This is a genomic window from Alteromonas sp. B31-7, from assembly GCF_015767655.1.
In the GTDB taxonomy this organism is placed as follows: domain Bacteria; phylum Pseudomonadota; class Gammaproteobacteria; order Enterobacterales; family Alteromonadaceae; genus Alteromonas; species Alteromonas australica.
Genome location: NZ_CP065233.1, coordinates 1130442 through 1153787 on the forward strand (window position 1 = coordinate 1130442; position 23346 = coordinate 1153787).

Here is a 23346-nt window from a genome sequence, read left to right on the forward strand (position 1 = left end):
TGGCGTGTGAAACGCGCCAGTATATGGACGACGTAACATAGGATAATGCGCATGACAGATACCATTTTAGTGGTAGATGACGACTTAGGTATTCAGAAACAATTAAAGTGGAGCCTTACCGATTACAACGTGGTGTTCGCTGATGATTACGATTCTGCAATTAGGCAAGTTCGTCGTTATGAACCTAAAGTGGTCACCTTAGATTTAGGCTTGCCACCGGATCCCGCCAACGCGTCAGAAGGGTTACGCATACTGCAAGATATAGTGTCGCTGGCGCCGCGAACCAAAGTTATCGTAGTGACAGGGAACAATGAAAAAGAAAATGCATTGAAAGCGGTAAATTTTGGCGCTTATGATTTTTATCAAAAGCCCATAGACTCAGACACCATTAAGTTGCTGGTTAATCGCGCACTCAATTTAGCAAAACTTGAGCACGAAAATAGCATATTGTCGAAAATCCGCACCGGCATGAGCCGTATTGTGGGAAATAGCGAAGCCATTCAAACCGTGGTGAAAAAGGCAGAAAAAATTGCGGCCACCGATATAAGTACCTTGTTATTAGGGGAAAGTGGGACAGGTAAAGAAGTATTTGCTCGCAGTATTCATGAACATAGTCCTAGAAAGGATAAACCTTTTGTTGCAATAAACTGTGCGTCCATTCCCGAAAACTTACTTGAGAGTGAGTTGTTCGGGTACGAAAAAGGGGCATTTACAGGGGCCAATAAAACCACCCTTGGAAAGATTGAAACCGCACAAGGGGGCACGCTTTTTCTTGATGAGATTGGCGATATGCCCATTGGTCTGCAGGCCAAAATGCTCCGATTTTTACAAGAGCGTGTCATTGAGCGGGTGGGTGGCCGCGCCGAAATCCCCGTGGATATTCGGGTTATCTGCGCCACCCACAGGGATTTACAAGCTATGGTGGCAGACGAAACCTTCCGTGAAGATTTGTATTATCGGGTGGGGGAAATTCCTATCTTGATCCCACCGCTTCGTGACAGAGATCAAGACATCATACTCCTTGCTCGAACCTTCTTGAAAATGTATCGGGAAGAATTCAATGCGAAGGCGAAGAGCTTTTCAGAACCCGCGATTCAAGCCATGCTGGCCCACAAATGGCCCGGTAATATTCGTGAGATGCAGAACAAGCTGAAATCGGCGGTTATTATGGCGGAAGGGTCGGTCATTCAGCCGGATGATTTAGGCTTGATGCCTGTTAGTGGTAACGCCGAACCTGAAACGTTGAACTTGCGAGAAGTGAGAGAAATTGCTGAAAGTAGAGCTATTCGGCGGGCGTATCAAAAGTCAGATAGTAATATGTCTAAAACCGCCGAGTTACTTGGGATAACGCGCCCAACGCTGTATTCCTTGCTCGACAAATACAACTTAGAAGATCTTAAAACAAATACCTAATGGGCAGAACGGTCGGGTGAGCCTTGTGCGCACTCGATCAGCGAGGCCAAGGCCCACTTAACGCTGGTTTAGGGCAGGTGAAATTGGCCATGGTGTTCTGATAACAAGTCATGCCCGTAAAAGTTTACCTGCAACTGAATTTTACCGTGTGGGTTTTCGCTAAATAGATGGGTTGAGCATAGATTGCAAAAGTACTGCTTCACGCCGGGAGTCGATTGCATAGACCCTAGCACTGACGGTTCGCAATCAATGACAACTTCTTCACGGTGAGCCTCTAAAATGAATGACTTGTCGTCACTACAAGATAAGGTTTCAACATCAAGGTCGTTTAGGCTGCTACCGTCTATTTCTAACTGTACGGCCTGACAACTACAACAGCTGCGATACATATTTAACGCTCCTTTCACTCATCTGGCCAGGTTATGCTGGCAATGTTATTAAATGAAGTGGCAATTTTCGATTGGCTAAAGTTAAACTTCTTATCAATGGGTAATGAAGAAGGGGAGGCTTTCCGCTGTGAACTTGAGTCGGTAACACCCACCCAGCCATTTCTTCCACTTAATTTAGCGGCGTATAAACAGTAATCTACCAAGGCAAATGTTTGTTGCCAATTTTCATCAAATTGGGTGTTATGGTGCGGTGGCAAAACACTAAACCCTATACTGCATGTCACTTGAATGGGGGTGTCTGCGTTCACGTCAAAAGTGGACTCTGCTACAGCTGCTCGGCAACGTTCGGCTAATTCTGGAAGCTCTTGCTTGCTTGATTGTCGGCATACAACCAGAAACTCCTCGCCGCCCCAACGTATGATAAGGTCGGTTTGCCTAAAGACTTCACGCAAAATTTGACTGAACTTCACCAATACTTTGTCTCCCGCGATGTGACCAAAATCATCGTTAATACGTTTGAAGTGGTCGATATCAATAAGCAAGCAAAGTAAGTCTTGGTTCGCTTTAACGCCTTCTTTATTTTGGCGAATGGCAAATTGGCTACGCTTTATTTCTGCGGGTAGTTGAGACTCGAGGTAGTGTCGATTATATAAACCGGTCAGTGTATCCCTTAAACTCACTTGCTCGAGGGTTTTATAAGCGTTCTCCAGCTCACTGTTTTTATTCTCTAATTCAACGGTGGCTTGGCGCACTTCCCGCCGTAATACGATATTTTGCTGGCGCTGTTTAAACCGCCCCCAAATCAAAAATAAGGTGAGTACGGCGGCTAAGCTAATGCTCCATGCTAGTGTGGTGGCAAGGTGTCTATGTTCTGCCTGAGCCAGTTCCATGGCCTTGGTTTTCTTTAGCATTTGTAGGGCTTGGGATTGGCGCTCTAACTCCACTTCTGCCTGTAATCTTCCTATCACGGCTTGGTTTTCACTTTGCAGCATCTTTTCTCTGATGGACTGCAAAACTGACTGGATATCTAAGGCTTTTCGAAAATCGCCCTTGGCTGCATAGGCGTTAACTTGCAGCGTTAAAAAGTCCATTTGGCTGCGTATATCACTTACTTCCCGCGCATGAAGCGTACCATTTTGGGCATACTTTAACGCTTGATCAAAATCTTGAATCGCCAGCATGGCATTTGCAAGGGCAAGGCGGGTTTGCTTAATTAAAGGGTGTCGATTTGTTTGTAATGCATAGCCATAGCTGTTGTTCAACAAGGTCAAGCCGGCTTGAGTATCACCATGTTTTACTAGTGCTTCACCTAACAACATCTTGGTTTCAGACGTTGCGGCAGTATCGCCGTCTTGATGAAGTAGCAATAATGCTTGGTTGAAAAGGTCGATGGCCCGGGACGTTTGTCCTTCGCGTAGTTCTACGGCGCCAAGTTTCGCCGTAATATCTCCTTGAAGGGCGGTAGACTCTAGCGTTTGCGCCATGGCGAAGGCATCTTCGTAATAGCGCCGTGCATCAGAAAAATAAGACAGCGTAAGATAAACATCCCCAATATTCGCTAAACACGCACTAATACGGTGTAACACTTGTTGCTGGCGAAATAGTGCTAAGGCTGATTTTAAGGTGGCCAGTGCCTGCTCAATCTCTCCTTGTTCTTTTTGCATAATACCCAGTTGCATGAGTATTTCGGCTTCGAACGCTCCATCGCCTTGCATGGTTGCGATAGACCTGGCTCTGTGAAAGTAGTTAGATGCACTAGCATACTTCGCTAGGTGATGTTCAGACGTACCAAGAGCTAATAGGGTACGAGATACCATATTGAGTTCGCCCAACTGAGTATATTGCGCTAATGCCAGCCGAAGCGCCTGGTTTGACGATTGGTAGCGGTCGGCATTTTGAAGAATGGTACCTAATTGAAAGAAGGTATAAGGGGAACGTATGTTTCCCTGTTTGGCCTTTTCTATGGACAGCAACGTGAGTTGTTCCGCTTGCTCATAGGCATGTTTGGCGACATATTGCGCGACTTGCTCTACTGAAACTTGCTCAATTTGCTGAGGCGAGGATTGGCGTGAATCAGCCGTTGCGGGGTTGCCCATGGCCGCAGGCACAAAAAGGCATAGCACACTGAGCGTTAAGCGCTTAATTTGCACAACAGGGGCGCGGAATAGCATGAGATTTGCCCACCTTTATCTTGCCAATTTATTAGCAACTTACGGTTTGCGTACCCTAACATCTGGTGGTGGCAACCCGTACTACACATCACCAATATTGACTAATCGAACTAAGAAAGTGAAGGGTAAAAGCGGCCAGAAGGGTATGTGTATTTAGACCAAAGTATAAATTCGCTGGCCCGTGATAGGGGTTAGACAGTGCAAAAGTGGGGTTCGCCCGCCATCCCCAGAAAAACACGCTCCTTTACCTTGATATCGGCTACGAAGCGCTGTTATTTTCCTGCAGAATTCTCTATGCTTGAACGCAAATAGCTAAGAATATAGAGAGCGTTATGTCAGAGAGTCGTTTTGTAAATAAAGAAGGGCAAACGGTGCCTTCCGTGTCGTTTCCGGTGCGAGAGGGTGAAGTATGGGTAAGCAAGCACAGTGACGACATTTTTAAAGACAGAACCGTAGTGGTATTTTCCTTACCCGGTGCTTTTACGCCTACTTGCTCATCTACGCATTTACCTCGTTACAATGCGCTAGCAAAAGTATTTAAGAAGTATGGCGTAGATGAAATTGTTTGCGTCTCAGTTAATGATACGTTTGTGATGAATGCATGGGGTGCGGATCAAGAGGCGGAAAATATCACCCTTCTTCCTGATGGAAATGGCCAATTCACAGACGGTATGGGAATGTTGGTTGATAAAGCTGATTTAGGTTTTGGTAAACGAAGCTGGCGTTATTCCATGTTAGTGAAAAATGGCGTAGTTGATAAAATGTTTATCGAGCCAGATGTGCCTGGCGACCCATTTGAGGTTTCCGATGCTGACACTATGCTTAAGCATATTGCACCGGATGAAGAGACAAAAGCACCCGTGTCACTTTTCACCAAACCTAACTGTCCATTCTGTTCAAAGGCAAAAACGCTTTTGACTGAAAAAGGGTACGACTACGAAGAGATTGTCCTAGGTAAAGGTGTGTCGCTTACCAGCCTTTCAGCAATAACGGGAAGAGAAACTGTGCCTCAAGTCTTTATTGGCGGAAAGCACATCGGTGGTTCAGACGATTTAGAAGCGTACTTTGCTTAGATTTTTACTTTCTCGTTGTTAATCATCCAATAAAGGCCATGGTAACATGGCCTTATTCATTTAAGCTCATTGGTACACTTGTTGGTAAGTGGTAATAGGTGAGTGCAAACAACTATGTTTAGGAGAGCGTTCGTGCGCAAAAGGCTTGCAACGTATAACGTGGTGGTTGCCACCACCCTCATGCTATTTTCGTCCTTGTGTATTGCAGCATCAAGTCAGGTTCTAGATGAGTTCTCTGCAATGTATAAGCAGGAGTGGGGTGTCACTCAGCCGTGTAAAAATACCCGTTTAAACCGTAAAAGTGTGTGTTCTGCAGTACTGAGAAGTGAAGGGAATGCGCCTTTTGTTTTACAGCATGATACGCCAAGCAAGAAGGTGGCGGTTTTGATTCACGGGTTAAGCGACTCTCCGTTTTTCATGCGTGAAATAGCCAACATCCTTTATGATGAAGGTTTTGACGTACTGGTTCCTTTGCTCCCCGGCCATGGTTTGCGCGATGCGAGCGATGATATGTCTGACAGCGATTTGGCCGAGCGTTGGCAAGCCCATATCGACGACGTGCTTAATCTTGCTAACAGTGTCGCTGACACTGTCATTGTTGGTGGCTTTTCTACCGGCGGTGCCTTGGCGGTTGAACACTATTTAGATACTGACACAGGCGTGGATGGCTTGATGCTATTTTCCGGCGCACTGGCGTTGTCTGAAAATGCTGAGAGTATGTCCCGTATTTGGGGCATTAAATGGGTAGCCAAAATTATAGACGGAAATTATGTTACCCATGGGCCGAATCCATACAAATACCCACATGTAGCTGGGTTTGCTGGCCTAGAGCTTATGGATATCATTAACCAAGTGCGAGATCAGTTTGAGCAAGGTAAGCAAATTGAAGTGCCGTTGTTTGCAGCCCATTCTCAAGCAGATGCGACGACGCCTATTCATGGTGTTGAGTCTGTCATGGAAAACAGCAGGGGGCCAAATACGTTCTTCGTCATCGATAAATCCTACGATTTATGCCATGCAGATTTAGTGGTAAATACGCCCTTACTTCATCAAATGAAGTTTAATGCTAATAGGGTAGATGAGAGAGAGCCTTGTGCTATTCCTAAAGCAAACCCGTTGTTTGATAATATGGCGATGATGTTGCGGGTTTACGCCCAACAATTTTAGGGTAAAATAGCCCACCTCGAATACGTATTCATTCATTTTATTGGAGTTGTGTGCACACTTTAACTCAGCGAGTCACCCCAAATAGCCACGGGCTATGGGGGGGTGACTTTCATACTGGTTATACTGATACTGGGGCAGTCTTTGCCGCAGCGCACACATGCGTCTTCCAATATGGCACTCACTGGCACTAAAACGTCCACTGGGTTAAGTGAAAGTGCGAACAGTAATGGGCATTGCGATCCAGTGTCGATGCAGGCCAGTACCATGAAAAAGAGCAAGGTGACGTCTGAGCAGGTGCATGAGCCAATGATGGCAAACCACACCAGTCGTGCATCTTCTCATGCAACTAGCGGGAATATTTCCGCGGATTGCTGTGGTGAAGATTGTCAGTGCCCACCGAGTCTTTGTGGTTCAACCATTGCCTACATTCCCGCCCGAGTGATGCCCGCCGCAAGCTTGAGTAGCGCGACGCATTTTGGCTTTCTTACCGGTACGCCGGTGGCCGCAACTTCCTCTCAATTCAGACCCCCCAAACACGCTAACTTAGTCTAATTCTCGCTGATTTAGTAAGTAAGTGCTTACTAATGTTTTGGTTTTTTCTGATTAAGTTGGTGTATATATGCATCGTTTTTATCTTCGACCCATTTACCGAGGGGGGAATGGGTATATGGCAATGTTAGCCTTTGTGGCCCTTGCCAGTCATGCCGATCCAATGGCACTAAATGAGGTGCCGTCCCTTGAACAAGTGCAGGAACTTGCACTCGCTTCCGACCCTTACCGGCAGGGTAGTCAAGCGAGAGAGCAGAGTTTACGCCAAGAAAGTAACGCTGCAGATACGTGGGATAACCCGGTGTTGACCACGTCTATTCAGAATGTTCCTGTAGACAGTTTTTCAGCCTCCCAAGAGGCAATGACGCAATTCAAAGTTGGCGTACAGCAATCGCTTCCCAGAGGAGAGAGTCAAGTGATAGCAGCGAAACGTTTCGACGTGGCCGCGGATAAAGAGTTTGTTCTTAGAGCGCTGCGAAACGCTCGGGTTATTCGTCAGACTTCTATCGCCTGGTACGACGGCTTTTTTGCCCAGCGGCGACTGTCGCTTTTGACACAGAAAATAGAGAAAATGCAGCAAGTGATTGCTGCCAAAGAAGCCTCTTTCGCCAGCGCCAGTGAAGATGACAGTCAACAAAGCGTATTAGATTTATCGATTCAATTAGTGGCAGTTGAAGAAGAATTAGCACAGGTTGAGCAGCGTCGAGCTTCTGCGTATGCACGTCTTCACGAATGGCTCAATATACCGTTTACTTCTTATCCGAAGTGGCCCGAACAAAACACCAATATGCTTGTCAGTCAGGCGTCAGAGTGGCTTAACCGAACAGAGAATATTGATGTTACTGGCTTAATAGCGAAGCACCCACTCGTTAAAGCGCTTAGCGTTGACGAAACGCTCGCGCAACAAGACTTGGCGTTCGCTACGGAACAAAGCAAACCAAAATGGACAGTTGAGGCGAGTTACGGCTATCGGCATCATGATGATATGGGCCACGACCGTGCCGACTTTTTGTCTATTGGGGTACGGGTAGATCTTCCCTCGCTTACGCCCACACGGCATCGTGCTCAAGCCAAAAGTGCAGCGTATAAGCTATCCGCTGCTGCTATCGATAGGCGACTTGAAATAAAGCGTTTATCCGCTGAATTTGCGAAGGTGCGAAACCAATTGGTGTTTGCGGTAAAAAGGCACCATTTGATACGCCAGCGTATGCTTTCAACCACCGAAGCATTAGCACAAACCGCATTGCGAGGATTTGAACAAGACACCGCAGACATTGCAGACGTATTGCTTGCCGGTATTGCAGCCATTGATGCCAAGCTAAAACTCAATGAAATAAACGCGGAGATGGCGACGTATTTCCAACACGGCCAGTTTTATCTCTTGCCAGACTCGTATAGCGCTGTATCTCAGGTAGCACGCCCAAGTCAATTGTCACGCCAACACTCATCACCCTCAAATGGCCAGTTAGCTCACCGCGCTGATGTTAAGGAATAGCCCAACATGAAATCATTTTTTACTTTCTTTTTCATTCTTGTGATGGGGTTTTGTCTAGGCGCCATCGCTTTTAATTGGTCACAGTTGTCTTCACAGCTGATGTCACATGACGATCATCAAAATCACTCAGTGAGCCGTGACGATGAACCTTTATATTGGGTGGCACCTATGGACAGCAGCTACCGCCGAGATAAACCAGGTAAGTCCCCTATGGGTATGGATCTGGTGCCCGTTTATGCGAAGGACAACGCGACCAAGTCGCAAGATAACAGCGTTTGGATTACGCCGCAGGTGCAGCATAATATGGGGGTGAAAACCCAGCCAGTGCAAGTACGCCGTTTAAACCCCAAGATAGAAACAGTAGGGCGAGTCACCTTTAATGAGAATGCGCTAACACATATGCATCCACGGGTCGAAGGCTGGGTAGAAAACCTGTATATCAAGGCGAAAGGCGAATCGGTAAAAAAGGGCCAGCCTGTATACACCCTTTACTCTCCAAAGCTTGTTAGTGTGCAAGAGGAGTTTTTAGTGGCCTTGGCATCGGGCAATGAATCGTTAATCCAAGCAGGGCGAAACCGATTAGCCAACTATCACCTTGCTCCCAGCTTCATCGAATCTTTGGAAAAGTCAAAAACCGTCTCGCAGAGTGTCACTTTTTATGCCCCCAAGTCGGGCGTGGTTGAGCATCTTAATATTCGCGAGGGCTTTTTTGTGAAGCCAGGTACGGCAGTGATTAGCATTGCGCCTATCGAATCTGTATGGGTGATGATAGATGTGTTTGAAAAAGACATAGCAAAAGTGGCGTTGGGGCAGCCTATTACCGTGACCTTCGACGGTGCCCCTAATCGACAATGGCGAGGTGACATTGATTTCATCTATCCGGAATTAAACCCCACCTCCCGCACACTCTCGTTACGGGCCAATATCGATAATCCTCAGGCTGTTTTGAAACCTGTTATGTATGTAGATGTGTCTATTCAAACGCAAACCGAGGCATTACCTGTGATAGCAGTGCCTATCTCTTCGTTAATTCGTACCCAAAATCAAAACCGCGTGGTATTGCGTCAAGGTGAGGGCAAGTTTAAATCGGTTGAGGTGAAAGTCGGTCAACGAGATAATACCCATGTGGAAATACGTGAAGGTTTGCTGCCAGGTGACCAAGTGGTGGTCTCGGCGCAATTTCTTATCGATTCAGAGTCGTCCAAAAATGCAGACTTTACACGAATGTCTGCGCCTCAAAATCAAGCCAGTGTAACGGGTAAGGTTGTCGCCCTCCATTTTCCTGAGCATCCAGAGGATAGCGCGAAAATAACTATTGCACGAGAAGCGATTGAAAAGTGGCAGCGCCCTGCTGCCACCATGCAGTTTACGGTATCGCCGCATATCGACCTTGGGCAATTTCATCCGGGGGATGATGTGGCATTTACCTTTGTTGCCGCGGATGAATTTCGTATTTTAGCCCTTCGCAAGATAGCCATGCAGCACAGTATGAAAAAAGAGATGCAGCACAGCATGAAAGAGGGAATGCATCATGATTGAAGCTGTAATTCGCTGGTCTGTTCAACATAGAATATTGGTGCTACTCGCAGCGGTCACACTAACACTGAGTGGATTGTATGCGGTGAAGTACACGCCAATTGATGCCATCCCCGATTTGTCGGATGTGCAAGTCATCGTAAAAACCAGTTACCCGGGGCAGTCTCCCCAGGTCGTTGAAGATCAAATTACGTATCCGTTAACCACGGCGCTTATGTCCGTTCCCGGTGCACGTACGGTGCGAGGTTTTTCATTTTTTCAAGATTCTTATGTTTACATCATTTTTGATGAATACACGGATATCTATTGGGCGCGTAGCCGGGTTTTAGAATATTTAAATCAGGTTTCTGACCAGTTGCCACAAGGGGTTAGCCCTGCATTGGGGCCAGATGCCACAGGGGTAGGCTGGGTATATCTTTATGCGTTACTTGATGAAACTAATACCCACAGTTTGGCCGATTTACGAGCAATTCAAGATTGGTTTTTAAAATATGAATTGCAAAGCGTGAGTGGTGTGTCTGAGGTGGCCAGTTTAGGCGGAATGGTAAAGCAGTATCAGCTGCAGATATCGGTGCCTAAACTGCGCGCCTATAATATACCGCTGTCTCATATTAAGCGCGCCGTTGAAAGAGGAAATCAGGAGAGTGGGGCTTCGGTTGTTGAATTGGCAGAAGCAGAGTACATGGTGACAGCCACAGGATACTTGCAAGATATAGCCTCAATAACGCAATTACCCCTTGGGGTGACTCACCAAGGGGTTCCGCTTACGGTGGGCGATGTGGCCACTGTGGTAGAGAGCCCAACCCTGCGTCGCGGTATTGCGGAACTCAACGGCAAAGGTGAAGTGGTGGGGGGCATTATTGTTATGCGCTATGGCGAAAATGCCCAAGCCACTATTACCCGGGTGAAACAGAAACTGGCAGCCTTGGCAGACGGATTGCCAGACGGCGTGCGTATTATACCGGTGTACGATCGTTCTACACTTATTGGTGACGCCGTAAATACACTGTGGAGCAAGCTCATTGAAGAGCTCATTGTGGTGGGTGTGGTGTGCATGGTTTTTTTGTTTCATCTACGCTCCTCACTGGTGGCGATTATCTCGTTGCCGGTGGGCATACTTTGCGCTTTCATCCTTATGAAACTACAGGGGCTGAATGCCAATATTATGTCTCTTGGAGGCATTGCTATTGCGATTGGTGCAATGGTGGATGGTGCTATTGTCATGGTGGAGAACCTGCACAAGCACATTGAGCAGGAAGAATTACGCACCCAGGGCGCGCCTTTAACCAATGAAAAGCGCTGGTCTCTCGTCATCGCATCAGCCAGCGAAGTGGGGCCAGCGTTGTTTTTCTCATTGCTTATTATTACGGTGTCTTTTGTGCCCATATTTGCCCTTGAAGCACAAGAAGGGCGACTTTTCTCGCCCTTGGCCTACACAAAAACTTATGCAATGGCTGCTGCTGCCGCCCTAGCGATTACCTTAGTGCCAGTGCTGTCTGGGTACTTCGTTAGAGGGCATATTCGCAGTGAGTCGCATAATCCTGTTCACCGAGGTTTGCTTAAAGCCTACTTGCCATTGCTAACACAGGTATTAAACCACCCCAAAAAAACGCTTTTTATTGCGCTAGTATTGCTGATTTCCGTGGTGTGGCCCCTTAATAAAATGGGCAGTGAATTTATGCCTACGCTTAACGAAGGAAGCTTAATGTATATGCCGAGTACCGACCCCGGCATTTCCGTCGGCAAGGCGCGCGAATTACTGCAGCAAACCGATAAGCTTATTGCCACTGTCCCTGAAGTTGCCCAGGTATTTGGTAAAGTGGGAAGGGCCGAAACAGCCACAGACCCTGCTCCGCTTACCATGATGGAGTCATTTATTGAGCTTAAGCCAAAGTCACAATGGCGAGATGGCATGACCATGGAAGATATTGTTGAAACGCTAGACGCGCGTATTCAATTACCCGGCGTAACGAATGCTTGGGTGATGCCCATCAAAACGCGTATTGATATGTTAGCTACGGGCATTAAAACCCCTGTGGGCATTAAGATTTCAGGGCCGGAATTACAAGGCATTGAAGAAATAGGAGAGCAAATAGAATCCTTAATGTCGCGCTTCCCTAACACTGAATCTGCCTATTTTGAGCGGGTGGTGGGAGGCCGCTATGTGAATATCGATATTAACCGAGAAAAGGCGGCGCGTTACGGCATTAACGTGGCAGATATCCATGAGGTGCTATCCATTGGCGTGGGAGGTGTAGCAATAGGAGAAACCTATGAAGGGCGAGAGCGCTATGCCATTAGCATGCGGCTGGAAGAGGCTTATCGACACCAGCCAGAAGCCATGGGTAATATTCCTATTATTACGCAATCAGGCTTGCATATTCCGGTTTCCGAGGTGGCGACGATAACTATTGAAAACGGACCCGCGGCGATAAAAAGTGAGAACTCGCGCCTAAATGGATGGGTACTGGTGGATACACAATCGCCAGATTTAGGCGGCTATGTCACGGATGCAAAAGCCTATATTGAACGTGAAATTACTCTGCCTCCAGGCTATGCATTAACCTGGAGCGGGCAGTTTGAATACTTAGAACGCGCTAAACAAAAAATGATGGTGGTGATCCCTATTACCTTCATCATTATTGTTATGTTACTGGGTTTAAGTTTTAAACAAGTTAGTCAGATAGCCATTGTGTTAAGTGTAATACCGCTTTCTCTGGTAGGGGGGATATGGCTACTTTATTTACTGAACTTTCAATTTTCGGTCGCCGTCAGCGTGGGCTTTATCGCGCTGGCCGGCGTCGCGGTAGAAACCGCTGTCATCATGCTGGTGTACCTGTCGCCAACCACAGAGGGTGAAACCATCCCTATAGTGGCAGATAAGCAGCATCTCAAGCAGCGTATTCTAACCGCCGCGTCCAGGCGGGTTAGGCCATTAATGATGACGGCAATGTCAATTATAGTGGGTTTGTTGCCAGTGCTTTATGCAACAGGTACTGGGGCTGAGGTGATGCAACGCATTGCTGCGCCGCTAGTGGGCGGTATGATTAGCGCCTTACTGGTAACACTCTTCATTGTTCCTGTTGTTTATTACCTTGTTGAAGGGGCTCGCCGGTCGTAGGCTTCATGCAAAAAAGGCGCTATAACCCAATAGGGATTAGCGCCTTTTTTAATCAGCATTTATGACTTAAAAAGCTGAAATACCTACCCGTGGGTTGCCGCATATTGCTCAACCTGTTCCCACACTCGTAGTAGGTTTCCACTGAGTATTTTCTCAATATCCTTGCGGCTATAGCCTCTATCAAGCAAGCCTTGCACGAGATTAGGGAAACTGGCCACGTCTTTTAAGCCAATTGGCAAAGAGTCGCCCACACCGTCATAGTCAGACCCAATCCCCACATGTTCAATACCTATGAGTTCTACCACATGATCAATATGATCTAGCACTTCATCCAGTGTTGAATACGGGTAGGGGACTTTTTCTCGGTAACTTTTTTCAAAGTTTTCTAGCTTAGGACTGTCTTCACCTTCCTTTGCGATAAGTGCTTTGCGAGCCGCCGTGAGACCTTTACGCCATTGACCCGCTTCTTTGCTGACGAAGCTAGAGCCAAAGTTAATCATTATCACCCCGCCATTCTCACCTAGGGCTTTAATCATGTCGTCGTTCATGTTGCGTTCAAAGCCGGGCGTAAATTTACGTAGAGAAGAGTGTGACGCAATCACGGGGACCTTGGTAATATCTACCACTTGATAAAACGCATCGTCGGAGACATGGGAAATGTCCAGCATGATCCCGATGTTATTCATTTCTGTTACCAGCTTTTTACCAAAAGGACTCAAGCCTTTCCACTGGCGTCTAAGGTCGTAAGAGGAATCAGAAATGTGGTTAGATTGACTGTGCGCAAGGGTGATGTAGCGAATGCCTCGCTCATAAAAATCACGCAAGTTATCCAAGTCACCCTGTAGCGGTGAGCCGTTTTCCATTCCCATAGGCAATGAAATTAAACCTGCTTCAAAGTGTTTTTTAACGTCATCAGTACTTTTTGCAATTGCAAACTTATCGGGCGCTCGCGCCACAATAGCCTCGACAGAATCGATAAGTAAGTGAGCCAGTTGAGTGGATTCTGGTGAATTATCAAGGCTAGCAGGTACGTAAATAGACATAAAAGGCGCATTCAAGCCGCCTTTTACCGCACGAGGGTAGTCAAAATCGCCATCTTCAGTGGCTTTAGTCACATCTACCCAGGCATTTTTTACCCGATAGGGAACATCTATGTGGCCATCCACAATGATGGTTTCTTGAGCAATCTTATTGGCGAGTTCAGACGCCGAATAGTCAGGTGTATCAGCAGCAAAGCTGGGTGCACTGACAATGGCAGAGACAGCTAAAGCACAAAGGTGTAGAGGTGAAAGCCTCTTCATAGTGGAATTCCTTATAGTCGTTGTTGTGAGTTGTTGGTGTTTTTGTCTTTGTCTTTTTCCATAGGCCTAGAAAGTCACGTCATGGAGGGTGTCATTCTGGCGTTTATTTGCCTTTGTGTTGGGTGAACACAAAAGACCAACAAGCCATAAAAGACTAAGTGAATTGCGCATGCCACACAATGGTTTATAAAGGGTTCTTTTGTTGTTCATCGCTTTTTATCGCAATGATTTACCCGCGAAGCGAAGTGCTCATGCCGTTTTTGTTCGTTTTTTCAGCATTCGGATGGTTTTACTTTAAGTTTACATTGCAATAAAAATTTAAAACTTGTTATGGTGATGACGCGTGACTTCACAGCGCGAATGGGTAATACTCCCAAGCGCCTCGCCGAAGAAGGGGGACAATATGTTCATCCGCGCGGCCAACGTAATTTAAGTGGTAACCCACCAATCCTCAGTTTTTAAATCGGGGCCACAACAGACAAGTATGAGAAAGAAATATGGCTATTAATTTTGTACCGCTAGATAAAGAAAAACACAAAGACTTGAAAGTCGCGGTAAGCAACTCATTTGCATTTGCAAAAAATACGCACCTTGCTGCAGCAACAATTCGCGAATTCGCGCAACTGGCGGCAACCATGCCTCTTGTGTTCATCGAAGACCCTCAATCTAAGCGTCACCACGTAGTAGCAATGCTAGGTATGGAACAAAATCAAAACTTGTTCCTTACCGGTGAAAGCTGGCAGGGGCCTCATGTGCCTATGAACATCCTACGTTACCCTTTCGATGTTCGCCCAGACGGCGACAAGCTAGGCGTTTACATTGATGAAAACAGCGAACTACTTTCTGAAGAAGGGCAACCGTTGTTCACAGAAGCGGGTGAGCCATCAGAATTTTTGGAAAATCGTCAAAAGTTCTTAGCAGACCTTGCTAACAGCGAAATGATGACTCAGCGCTTTGTTAAGCAGGTAGTTGAACTTGATCTGCTTGATCCCATTCAAATTCGTTTGACTTACCAAAGTGGTCAGCAACGTAATGTGACTGGCATGCTAAGCATCAACGAGAAGAAATTACTTGAGCTTCCAGAAGAGAAGGTTGTAGAGCTACATAAAGCCGGTTTGCTTGGCGCTATGTACGCGGTAATGATGTCTGTCGGCCAACTTAACCGTTTGGTTGAATTGTCGAACGGCACCGACAACCCAATTCGCAACATGCAACTTTCTGTTGTTAAAGCTGACGCTGAAGAAGCGGCAGATGCTTAATATCGATGACTTAACGTGTTATTACATCGTTAGGTAAGACAATACCAAAGCCTCACTTCGACGTGGGGCTTTTCTTTTTGCCCTCAGTGATTTTCTCACTCTTTCGTCTATTTAGACTTTAGTTGTACAACGCTATTTCCTATGGCTAATCAGCCACTTTCACAAAAGACTGTATAAGTAAACAGTGTAAAGCCAGTAAATACGTGGCCTCTACCGGTATTTTCCCTTGACAGTGGGGATCATTGGTACCTAAACTGTCAATCAGTGGGTAAAAGTGGCAAATAGTGGATCGAGTAATCATCGTTTTGCAGTTCAGTACTCAAAAAACAAGAAATCTAAGAGCAAAATATAAAAGGCTAGGGGAATGTTCCGCGGCGCTAATGCAATCAATCTGGACACAAAAGGCAGACTCGCGATACCTACACGCTATCGTCAGTCGCTGCTGGATGATTGTAACGGACAACTGGTCTGCACAGTCGATAATCAGCAAAGCTGCTTGCTGCTTTACCCACTTCCCGAATGGGAAGAGATAGAGCTTAAATTAATTAAGCTTTCTAGCATGATTCCAGCCGAGCGCCGCATGCAGCGTTTGCTATTAGGTCATGCTGCCGAAGGGGAAATGGACAAGAGCGGAAGAATTCTTATCCCCACCCCGCTCCGTCATCACGCAAAGTTATCCAAAGAAGTCATGTTAGTTGGTCAGCTAAACAAGTTTGAAATTTGGGATGCCGAAACATGGGCACAACAAATTGAAGACGACATAGACACCGAACGCAAAGGCGAATTTGAACTCACCGAACGTTTACAGGACTTCTCGCTATGAGCCACACCAACGAATTTAAACATATTTCTGTATTGTTAGAAGAATGCATAACGGCGCTAGCGATAAAGCCTGACGGCATCTATATTGACGCTACCTTCGGGCGTGGTGGCCATTCAAATCATATTTTGAATACATTGGGTGACAGAGGACAACTTATTGCCTTTGACAGAGATCCACAAGCCATTGAAGCGGCAAAACGTTTCTCGTCTGACCCCCGTTTTTCTATTATCCATTCGCCGTTTGGTGATATGGCAATGGAAATTGAAAAGTTGGGACTCACCGGAAAAATAGACGGTGTGCTTATGGATTTGGGCGTATCGTCACCTCAACTTGATGATGCCGAACGTGGGTTCAGCTTTTTACGAGATGGGCCTTTAGATATGCGCATGGACACCTCCCGTGGTGAAAGTGCTGCCGATTGGCTAGCGAAGGCTGAAGAGCAAGATATTGCCCAAGTGATTAAAGAGTTTGGCGAAGAAAAGTTTGGCAAACGTATTGCGCATGCCATCGTTAATACCCGTGTAACGACGCCAATAACCCGCACCGCACAGTTAGCCAAAATAATTGATGAAGCTGTGCCGGTAAAAGATAAGTTCAAGCACCCCGCTACACGCGCGTTTCAGGGCATACGTATCTACATTAATGCCGAGTTAGAGCAGTTACGTGTGGGGCTAAAGGCAGCGACAGAGGTGTTGGCGAAAGAAGGGCGTCTGGCGGTGATTTCCTTTCATTCCCTTGAAGATAGATTAGTGAAGCGTTTCATAAAAGAGCAAAGCAGAGGTAAGGTTGTGCCTCATAATTTGCCCATCACGCAAGCGGAAATTGATGAAGACAAAGTATTAAAAGCCCTTGGGAAAGCCATTAAGCCGTCGCAATATGAAATAGAAAACAACGTGCGTTCTCGCAGTTCGGTGCTAAGGGTGGCAGAAAAACTATGACGACCACTAAGCCCGAGCAGGCCAATACTAACTTCAGTTTACTGCTCATTATCGTCTCAGATTTGACCCGCAACAAGTTGCGGGTTTTGTTGTATTTAGCAGTTATCGTGAGTGCTATGGCTGTCATTTTAGGTAGTCACCATAATCGTCAGCAAGTTATTGCCCTTGAAGACCTGATGGAAGAGAAAGATCAACTTGATGTTGAGTGGCGCAATTTGGTACTAGAACAACGCGCGCTTACCGAACACAACCGCATTGAAACCTTGGTAGAGAAGCAATTAGACATGTATCGACCTACCGCCGATGACGAAGTGGTGGTGAAGCTAAAATGAGTACATCGGCTGTAAAACGCAATAGAAAAGCCTCTGGCGCTAAGCAAAATGTAGCGCCTAGCCTAGTGCATTGGCGTTTTGTGGTTGTGTTAGCGGTGGTCATTTCTGTGTTTGTGGCGTTAGCCGCTCGGGCTGCATTTATTCAAGTGATTGAGCCGGACGAGCTTATTCAACAGGGCGACAGCCGGACACTTCGTACCCGAAACATGCCTACCTATCGCGGTATAGTCACCGATCGTAACGGAGTTGAATTGGCGGTAAGCGTGCCGGTTCGTGCCATTTACGCCGACCCTAAAGTGATTCACGAAAACGATGGGTTTAATGAGCCTCGCCGCTGGCAAGCGTTAGCGGATGTACTGGGGCAAAGTGTCGATAAACTGCAAGACAAGGTTGCAAACCCTAAACGTCGTTTTGTATACCTACAACGTCAAGTGTCTCCGGCGATGGCAGACTATGTCGATAAGCTTGATATTCCGGGTATTTATTTACGCCGCGAAAGCCGCAGATACTATCCAACTGGGGAAGTATCTGCACAGCTCATTGGCATCACTGATGTGGATGATACCGGTGTTGAAGGGTTGGAGCGCATGTACGACGAGTGGCTAACAGGTACCCCTGGCTCACGAAAAATTCGTCGCGATGCGAAAGGCCGTCAGGTGGAAATTCTAGAAACCACCTCGGGAGAAGAGGCTGGTAACTTACAACTGACCATCGACCAGCGCATTCAGGCATTGGCTTACAAAGAAATTAAAGAAGCCATGATTTACTATCAGTCTAGCTCAGCATCAGCCATTGTTATTGATGTCAAAAGCGGTGACGTGCTTGCCATGGTTAACGCCCCCTCGTTTAACCCAAACGACCGAAGCGATATTTCACCTCACCGAATGCGTAATCGCGTCATTACCGATGCGTTTGAACCGGGTTCCTCCCTCAAGCCATTGGCGGTTCTAACGGCACTAGAATTTGGAGAAGTCACCCCCGATTCCACAGTAGATACTCATCCGGGGTGGATGCGCTTGGGCGGCAGCTTAGTGAAAGACTCCCGGAATTACGGCGAACTAACCCTAGAAGAAATTATCCAGCACTCAAGTAATATGGGGACCTCAAAGCTTGCCCTGTCAGTGCCAAAACCTTTCTTACTTGATACGTATTACAACATGGGGCTGATGTCTGACACCGGATTGAATATGGCCGGAGAAAGTAGTGGTATTTTTCATGAGCGCAGTCGCTGGTCTGAGTTTGAACTGGCGACCTTGTCGTTTGGTTATGGTATTTCCGTTACCACCGCGCAACTTGGACGCCTATATGCCACATTAGCGAATGGGGGGGTAAAACAACCCCTTAATATTATTCAGTCACCTAAGCAAGCCGGTTGGCAACCACAGTCTGAGCGTGTAATTAGCGAAGAAAATGCCCGCGCCATTGTGAATATGATGGAAAGTGTCACGCAACGGGGAGGCACAGCGAAGAAAGCGGCTATTCCTGGCTATCGCGTGGCCGGTAAAACAGGTACCAGTAGAAAAGCCGTGGCAGGGGGCTATGGCGAAGAATACGTGAATATTTTCGCTGGAATAGCGCCCGTGTCAGATCCTCGACTTGTCACCATCGTTTTAATTAACGAACCTGGCGGTGATTTATATCACGCGGGCGACACAGCAGCGCCTGTGTTTTCGTCAATCATGGGCGGCGCCTTACATATGCTGAATATTCCCCCCGATGACAAACAGGTAACGTCTAGCCCCTGGCTGAAAGGAGGCGAAAGTGGTAGTTAGCGCTTTTATCCAAAGTATTCGTGCCCTGTTGGCCAAGTTTAATGTCGATGCGCCTGATATTCGTATTGCAGGGCTTACTCTGGATAGCCGTGAAGTGAACACCCGATTGGCATTTGTGGCATTAAAAGGGCATCAGCGTGACGGCCGTGACTTTATTCCACAAGCGATAAGCTTGGGCGCCCGAGTCATACTGGCGCAAACTGACGACAGTTGTGGCCATGGTCAGCTAGAAATGCGCGACCATACGGTCATTATTTACCTATACGAATTGCCCAAAATGCTGTCGGCCCTCGCTGCGGCATTTTATGATTATCCCGCCACAAAAATGACCACAGTGGCGGTGACGGGAACTAACGGTAAAACCTCTACAGTTCAAATGCTTACGCAGCTAAAAGATGAACTTGGAACCCGTAGTGCCAGTATAGGAACCTTGGGCAGTAGTATTTATGATGGTACTCACACACAGTGGCAGGCAACGCCAGCGGCCAACACCACGCCAGACCCTATTCGTGTGCAGTATTTGTTGGCAGACTTTGTGCAAAGTCAGGTTCGCCATACGGCATTTGAAGCAAGTTCCCACGCGTTAGTGCAGGGTAGGCTAGCGCAAGTGAATACTGACATCGCTGTTTTTACCAATCTTACACGAGATCATTTGGACTACCACGGCAGCATGGAAGAGTATGCACGGGCTAAGCGCCTGTTAATGACTCAACCTGGTTTGTCTACCTTGGTGTTAAATGCCAACGACCCCGAAAGCCAACGTTGGGCCGCGAATGCGCCGAGTGATATCGACATCGTTTGGGTGGGAGTTGCGCAGCAACATGAACTACAGAAACTAACTCAGGATCGCCATTGTTTCGCCACAAAGGTTAATTACCATGACGCGGGATGTGGTTTTACGTTGCAATCTTCGTGGGGACAAGCGCAAGTAAACATTCCCTTATTTGGCGCATTTAACGTGTTTAACTTGTTAAGCGCCATGGCATGTTTGCTGGCGGAAAACGAGCGCTTTGAAGATGTTATACAGGCGGTTAACCGCATTTCTCCGGTAGCAGGGCGAATGGAAGTTTTTCAATTTAGTCATGCCGCCAATGTGATTGTGGATTATGCCCATACCCCAGATGCATTGGAGAAAGTGTTATCCAGCGCACGCGCACATACCCACGGAAAAGTGTGGTGCGTATTTGGTTGCGGGGGAGACAGAGACAAAGGTAAACGCCCACTAATGGCAAGTGCCGCCGAGTCCGGCGCAGATTTCCTGGTTATTACCACGGATAACAGTCGAAGTGAGGCTGCAGAAGACATTGCAAAAGACATTATGGCGGGGTTGAGCAACCCTGCCATAGCGATATCGGAACCTGATAGAGAACGGGCTATTAGGTATTGCCTCGATAACGCCAGCCCCGAAGACATTGTGATTGCGGCTGGCAAGGGGCATGAAGATTATCAAATTATTGGAACACAACAGACAGACTATAACGAACGTGCAGTAGTCGCGCGACTGCAACAGGAGTACAGCAAATGATAACAACAACGCTGTCGTGGATAGCAAGTCAAATTGACGGAACCTTAGAAGGTGACGACAGTACCGTTACCGCGGTAAGTACGGATACGCGAGCGCTGACTGAAGGGGCAGTGTATTTGGCTTTGAAAGGAGCGAATTTCAATGGTCACGACTTCGCCGAAGCCGCAGCCAATGCGGGCGCTTCTGCGATTATCGCCAGCGAAAAAGTGTCCGTATCAACCCCTGTTATTTATGTGGAAGATACAAAGCTAGCGTTAGGTCAATTAGGGGCGGCGGTTAAGCAACAGGTTGCCCCCAAAACGATTGCCATCACTGGCAGTAGCGGAAAAACCACAGTAAAAGAAATGTGCGCGGCGATTCTTTCTCGTCGCGGTAAGGTGCTAGCCACCCAAGGCAATTTCAACAACGATATTGGTGTGCCACTCACGCTTTTACGCCTAGAAAACGATCACGAGTATGCGGTGATGGAACTAGGTGCAAACCACCTCGGTGAAATTGCGTATACCACGCAACTGGTTAAGCCCAACGTAGCTACCATAGTGAACGCTGCGGCCTCTCACCTTGAAGGCTTTGGCAGTTTGCTAGGTGTAGCCCGAGCGAAAAGTGAAATTTTCAAAGGGTTGGACGAAGACGGCACCGCAATTGTGAACGTAGATAGCCAATTTGCCGACTTCTGGTTAGGCAAGCTTAAGCGGACTGCTGTACTCACTTTTTCTCCACAGCAAAAAAATGAAGCGGATTACAGCGCCGAAGATATTACCTTGGGGCTCGATGGATGTGCAGAGTTTATGTTGTGCTCACCTGAAGGTGATGTGGCGGTGCAGCTTACAATCCCAGGTTTGCATAATGTGGGGAATGCCCTCGTGGCAGCTGCACTCACTATGCAACTTGGTGCTACCTTAGAAAATGTAAGAGATGGTTTGCTCAGTATGCAGCAGGTCAGTGGACGGTTAAATGTAAAAACGCTCACTGATCAAATTCGTCTGCTAGACGATACCTACAACGCCAATGTTGCCTCTGTAAATGCTGCTATTGATACACTAAGCACCTTCTCGGGCATCAATGTTTTGGTGTTGGGGGATATGAAAGAGTTAGGTGAAAAGTCTCGCTATTATCATGAGCAAGTGGGTCAGTATGCGCAGCGCCAGGGTGTGGACTATTTATACACCATGGGGGTGTTAAGCCAGTCAGCAAGCGATGCTTTTGATGGGCCAGGTGGCCACTTCACCAGTGTCGAGCAGCTTATGTCTGCTTTAGAAAATGATTTGTTGCAACAGCAACGTAATATTTCAATTTTAGTAAAAGGTTCGCGCAGTTCTCACATGGAACGCGTGGTAGAGGCGATCGAGGCCTCTCCTTTGGGAAAGCTTGAACGCCGTCGGGAGCGCATCGCATGTTAATTTGGCTAGCCGACTGGCTGACACAATTTGATGCAGGGTTTAATGTATTTTCATACCTCACGTTACGGGCTATTTTAAGCACGCTAACCGCCTTGCTTATCGCTATTTTAATTGGCCCTAAAATGATTCGCTATTTACAGCGTATGCAGATAGGTCAAACCATCCGTGACGACGGGCCGCAGAGCCATTTGTCAAAGTCGGGTACACCGACAATGGGTGGGCTACTGATTCTTGCTGCAATTGTCATCAGTGTTCTGATGTGGGCTGATTTATCCAACCGCTACGTGCTCGTGACACTCACTGTCGTGGTGTCTTATGGAATTATCGGTTTTGTTGATGATTACCGCAAAGTGATCCGAAAAGACTCAAAAGGTCTTATTGCTCGATGGAAGTATTTTTGGCAGTCGGTGGTGGCCATTGGTGTGGCCTTCTATCTTTATAGCAGTGCTTCACTAAGTGCCGAAACATCCTTACTGGTGCCATTTTTCAAAGAGGTGTTCCCGCAATTAGGCGCCTTCTTTATCATCATCACGTACTTTGCCATTGTGGGCACCAGTAACGCGGTAAATCTTACTGATGGTTTAGACGGTTTGGCGATTGTGCCCACTATTTTAGTGGCAGGGGCATTTGCCATTTTTTCCTATGTGACGGGCAACGCAAATTTCGCCGACTACCTTAATATTCCTCACATCCCCCTTACTAGTGAGTTGGTTATTGTGTGTACCGCCATCGTGGGAGCCGGGTTAGGCTTTCTATGGTTTAACACCTATCCTGCCCAAGTGTTCATGGGCGATGTTGGCTCCCTTGCCTTAGGTGGCACCTTGGGCGTTTTGGCGGTGTTAGTTCGACAAGAAATAGTGCTGATTATCATGGGGGGCGTGTTTGTTATGGAAACCGTCTCCGTTATTTTGCAGGTGGGTTCATACAAGCTTCGCGGACAACGTATTTTTCGCATGGCGCCCATCCATCACCACTATGAACTCAAAGGGTGGCCTGAACCGCGAGTCATCGTGCGCTTTTGGATCATTTCCATCATTTTAGTGCTAGTGGGCTTAGCCACACTTAAACTTAGATAGAGAGAC

The 23346-nt window shown here is 47.1% G+C and carries 18 protein-coding genes; 15 read left to right on the forward strand and 3 right to left on the reverse strand.

Annotation, left to right across the window (positions count from 1 at the left end):
* Window positions 1-51 precede the first annotated feature (51 nt).
* Window positions 52-1413, forward strand: a complete 1362-nt coding sequence (prsR, locus tag IUA53_RS04750) for a PEP-CTERM-box response regulator transcription factor (RefSeq protein ID WP_044057865.1) — start codon at window positions 52-54, stop codon at window positions 1411-1413.
* Window positions 1414-1481: 68 nt separating this feature from the next.
* Here the strand turns inward: prsR and IUA53_RS04755 are convergent, their stop codons facing one another.
* Together IUA53_RS04755 and IUA53_RS04760 are read right to left on the reverse strand one after the other, a co-directional pair.
* On the reverse strand, window positions 1482-1802 hold the full coding sequence (locus IUA53_RS04755) for an ADP-ribosylglycohydrolase (protein ID WP_196898542.1): 321 nt from the start codon (window positions 1800-1802) through the stop codon (window positions 1482-1484).
* A gap of 14 nt (window positions 1803-1816) precedes the next feature.
* Complete coding sequence (locus IUA53_RS04760) at window positions 1817-3973, reverse strand: diguanylate cyclase (protein WP_196898544.1); 2157 nt, start codon at window positions 3971-3973, stop codon at window positions 1817-1819.
* A 332-nt stretch (window positions 3974-4305) separates the two neighbouring features.
* On the opposite strand from IUA53_RS04760, the gene IUA53_RS04765 reads away from it, so the two are divergent.
* From IUA53_RS04765 to IUA53_RS04790, 6 genes are all read left to right on the forward strand, one after another.
* Window positions 4306-5046: a glutathione peroxidase gene (locus IUA53_RS04765; protein ID WP_044057862.1), complete on the forward strand. Its 741-nt coding sequence runs from the start codon at window positions 4306-4308 to the stop codon at window positions 5044-5046.
* 132 nt (window positions 5047-5178) lie between these two features.
* Window positions 5179-6213 (forward strand): alpha/beta hydrolase, encoded by a 1035-nt coding sequence (locus tag IUA53_RS04770; protein WP_375277085.1) that lies wholly within the window; start codon window positions 5179-5181, stop codon window positions 6211-6213.
* Between the two features lie 102 nt (window positions 6214-6315).
* A complete protein-coding gene (locus tag IUA53_RS04775; protein ID WP_196898546.1) occupies window positions 6316-6765 on the forward strand; it encodes a hypothetical protein in 450 nt (149 codons plus the stop codon).
* 115 nt (window positions 6766-6880) lie between these two features.
* Window positions 6881-8257, forward strand: coding sequence for a TolC family protein (locus tag IUA53_RS04780; RefSeq protein WP_044448363.1), 1377 nt, complete (start codon window positions 6881-6883; stop codon window positions 8255-8257).
* Window positions 8258-8263: 6 nt separating this feature from the next.
* Window positions 8264-9796, forward strand: coding sequence for an efflux RND transporter periplasmic adaptor subunit (locus tag IUA53_RS04785; protein WP_052806701.1), 1533 nt, complete (start codon window positions 8264-8266; stop codon window positions 9794-9796).
* Window positions 9789-12914 (forward strand): efflux RND transporter permease subunit, encoded by a 3126-nt coding sequence (locus IUA53_RS04790; RefSeq protein WP_044448361.1) that lies wholly within the window; start codon window positions 9789-9791, stop codon window positions 12912-12914. Before IUA53_RS04785 ends, IUA53_RS04790 begins: the two co-directional genes overlap by 8 nt.
* Before the next feature lie 83 nt (window positions 12915-12997).
* Here the strand turns inward: IUA53_RS04790 and IUA53_RS04795 are convergent, their stop codons facing one another.
* Entirely contained in the window at window positions 12998-14215 is a 1218-nt protein-coding gene (locus tag IUA53_RS04795; protein ID WP_044057856.1) for a dipeptidase, read from the reverse strand.
* A gap of 497 nt (window positions 14216-14712) precedes the next feature.
* Between IUA53_RS04795 and IUA53_RS04800 the strand changes: the two genes are divergently transcribed.
* The 8 genes from IUA53_RS04800 (at window position 14713) to mraY (ending at window position 23340) form a co-directional block, all read left to right on the forward strand.
* Window positions 14713-15474: a SapC family protein gene (locus tag IUA53_RS04800; protein WP_044057855.1), complete on the forward strand. Its 762-nt coding sequence runs from the start codon at window positions 14713-14715 to the stop codon at window positions 15472-15474.
* A 364-nt stretch (window positions 15475-15838) separates the two neighbouring features.
* Window positions 15839-16297: a division/cell wall cluster transcriptional repressor MraZ gene (gene mraZ / locus IUA53_RS04805; RefSeq protein ID WP_044057854.1), complete on the forward strand. Its 459-nt coding sequence runs from the start codon at window positions 15839-15841 to the stop codon at window positions 16295-16297.
* Window positions 16294-17235, forward strand: a complete 942-nt coding sequence (gene rsmH, locus IUA53_RS04810) for a 16S rRNA (cytosine(1402)-N(4))-methyltransferase RsmH (protein WP_044057853.1) — start codon at window positions 16294-16296, stop codon at window positions 17233-17235. Before mraZ ends, rsmH begins: the two co-directional genes overlap by 4 nt.
* A complete protein-coding gene (ftsL, locus tag IUA53_RS04815) occupies window positions 17232-17567 on the forward strand; it encodes a cell division protein FtsL (protein WP_044057852.1) in 336 nt (111 codons plus the stop codon). The genes rsmH and ftsL overlap by 4 nt, the downstream gene beginning before the upstream one ends.
* On the forward strand, window positions 17564-19339 hold the full coding sequence (locus tag IUA53_RS04820) for a penicillin-binding transpeptidase domain-containing protein (RefSeq protein WP_044057851.1): 1776 nt from the start codon (window positions 17564-17566) through the stop codon (window positions 19337-19339). The genes ftsL and IUA53_RS04820 overlap by 4 nt, the downstream gene beginning before the upstream one ends.
* On the forward strand, window positions 19329-20864 hold the full coding sequence (locus IUA53_RS04825; protein WP_196898547.1) for a UDP-N-acetylmuramoyl-L-alanyl-D-glutamate--2,6-diaminopimelate ligase: 1536 nt from the start codon (window positions 19329-19331) through the stop codon (window positions 20862-20864). Before IUA53_RS04820 ends, IUA53_RS04825 begins: the two co-directional genes overlap by 11 nt.
* Window positions 20861-22264 (forward strand): UDP-N-acetylmuramoyl-tripeptide--D-alanyl-D-alanine ligase, encoded by a 1404-nt coding sequence (locus IUA53_RS04830; protein ID WP_196898550.1) that lies wholly within the window; start codon window positions 20861-20863, stop codon window positions 22262-22264. Before IUA53_RS04825 ends, IUA53_RS04830 begins: the two co-directional genes overlap by 4 nt.
* Entirely contained in the window at window positions 22258-23340 is a 1083-nt protein-coding gene (mraY, locus tag IUA53_RS04835; protein WP_044057848.1) for a phospho-N-acetylmuramoyl-pentapeptide-transferase, read from the forward strand. The genes IUA53_RS04830 and mraY overlap by 7 nt, the downstream gene beginning before the upstream one ends.
* The last annotated feature ends 6 nt before the right edge of the window (window positions 23341-23346 follow it).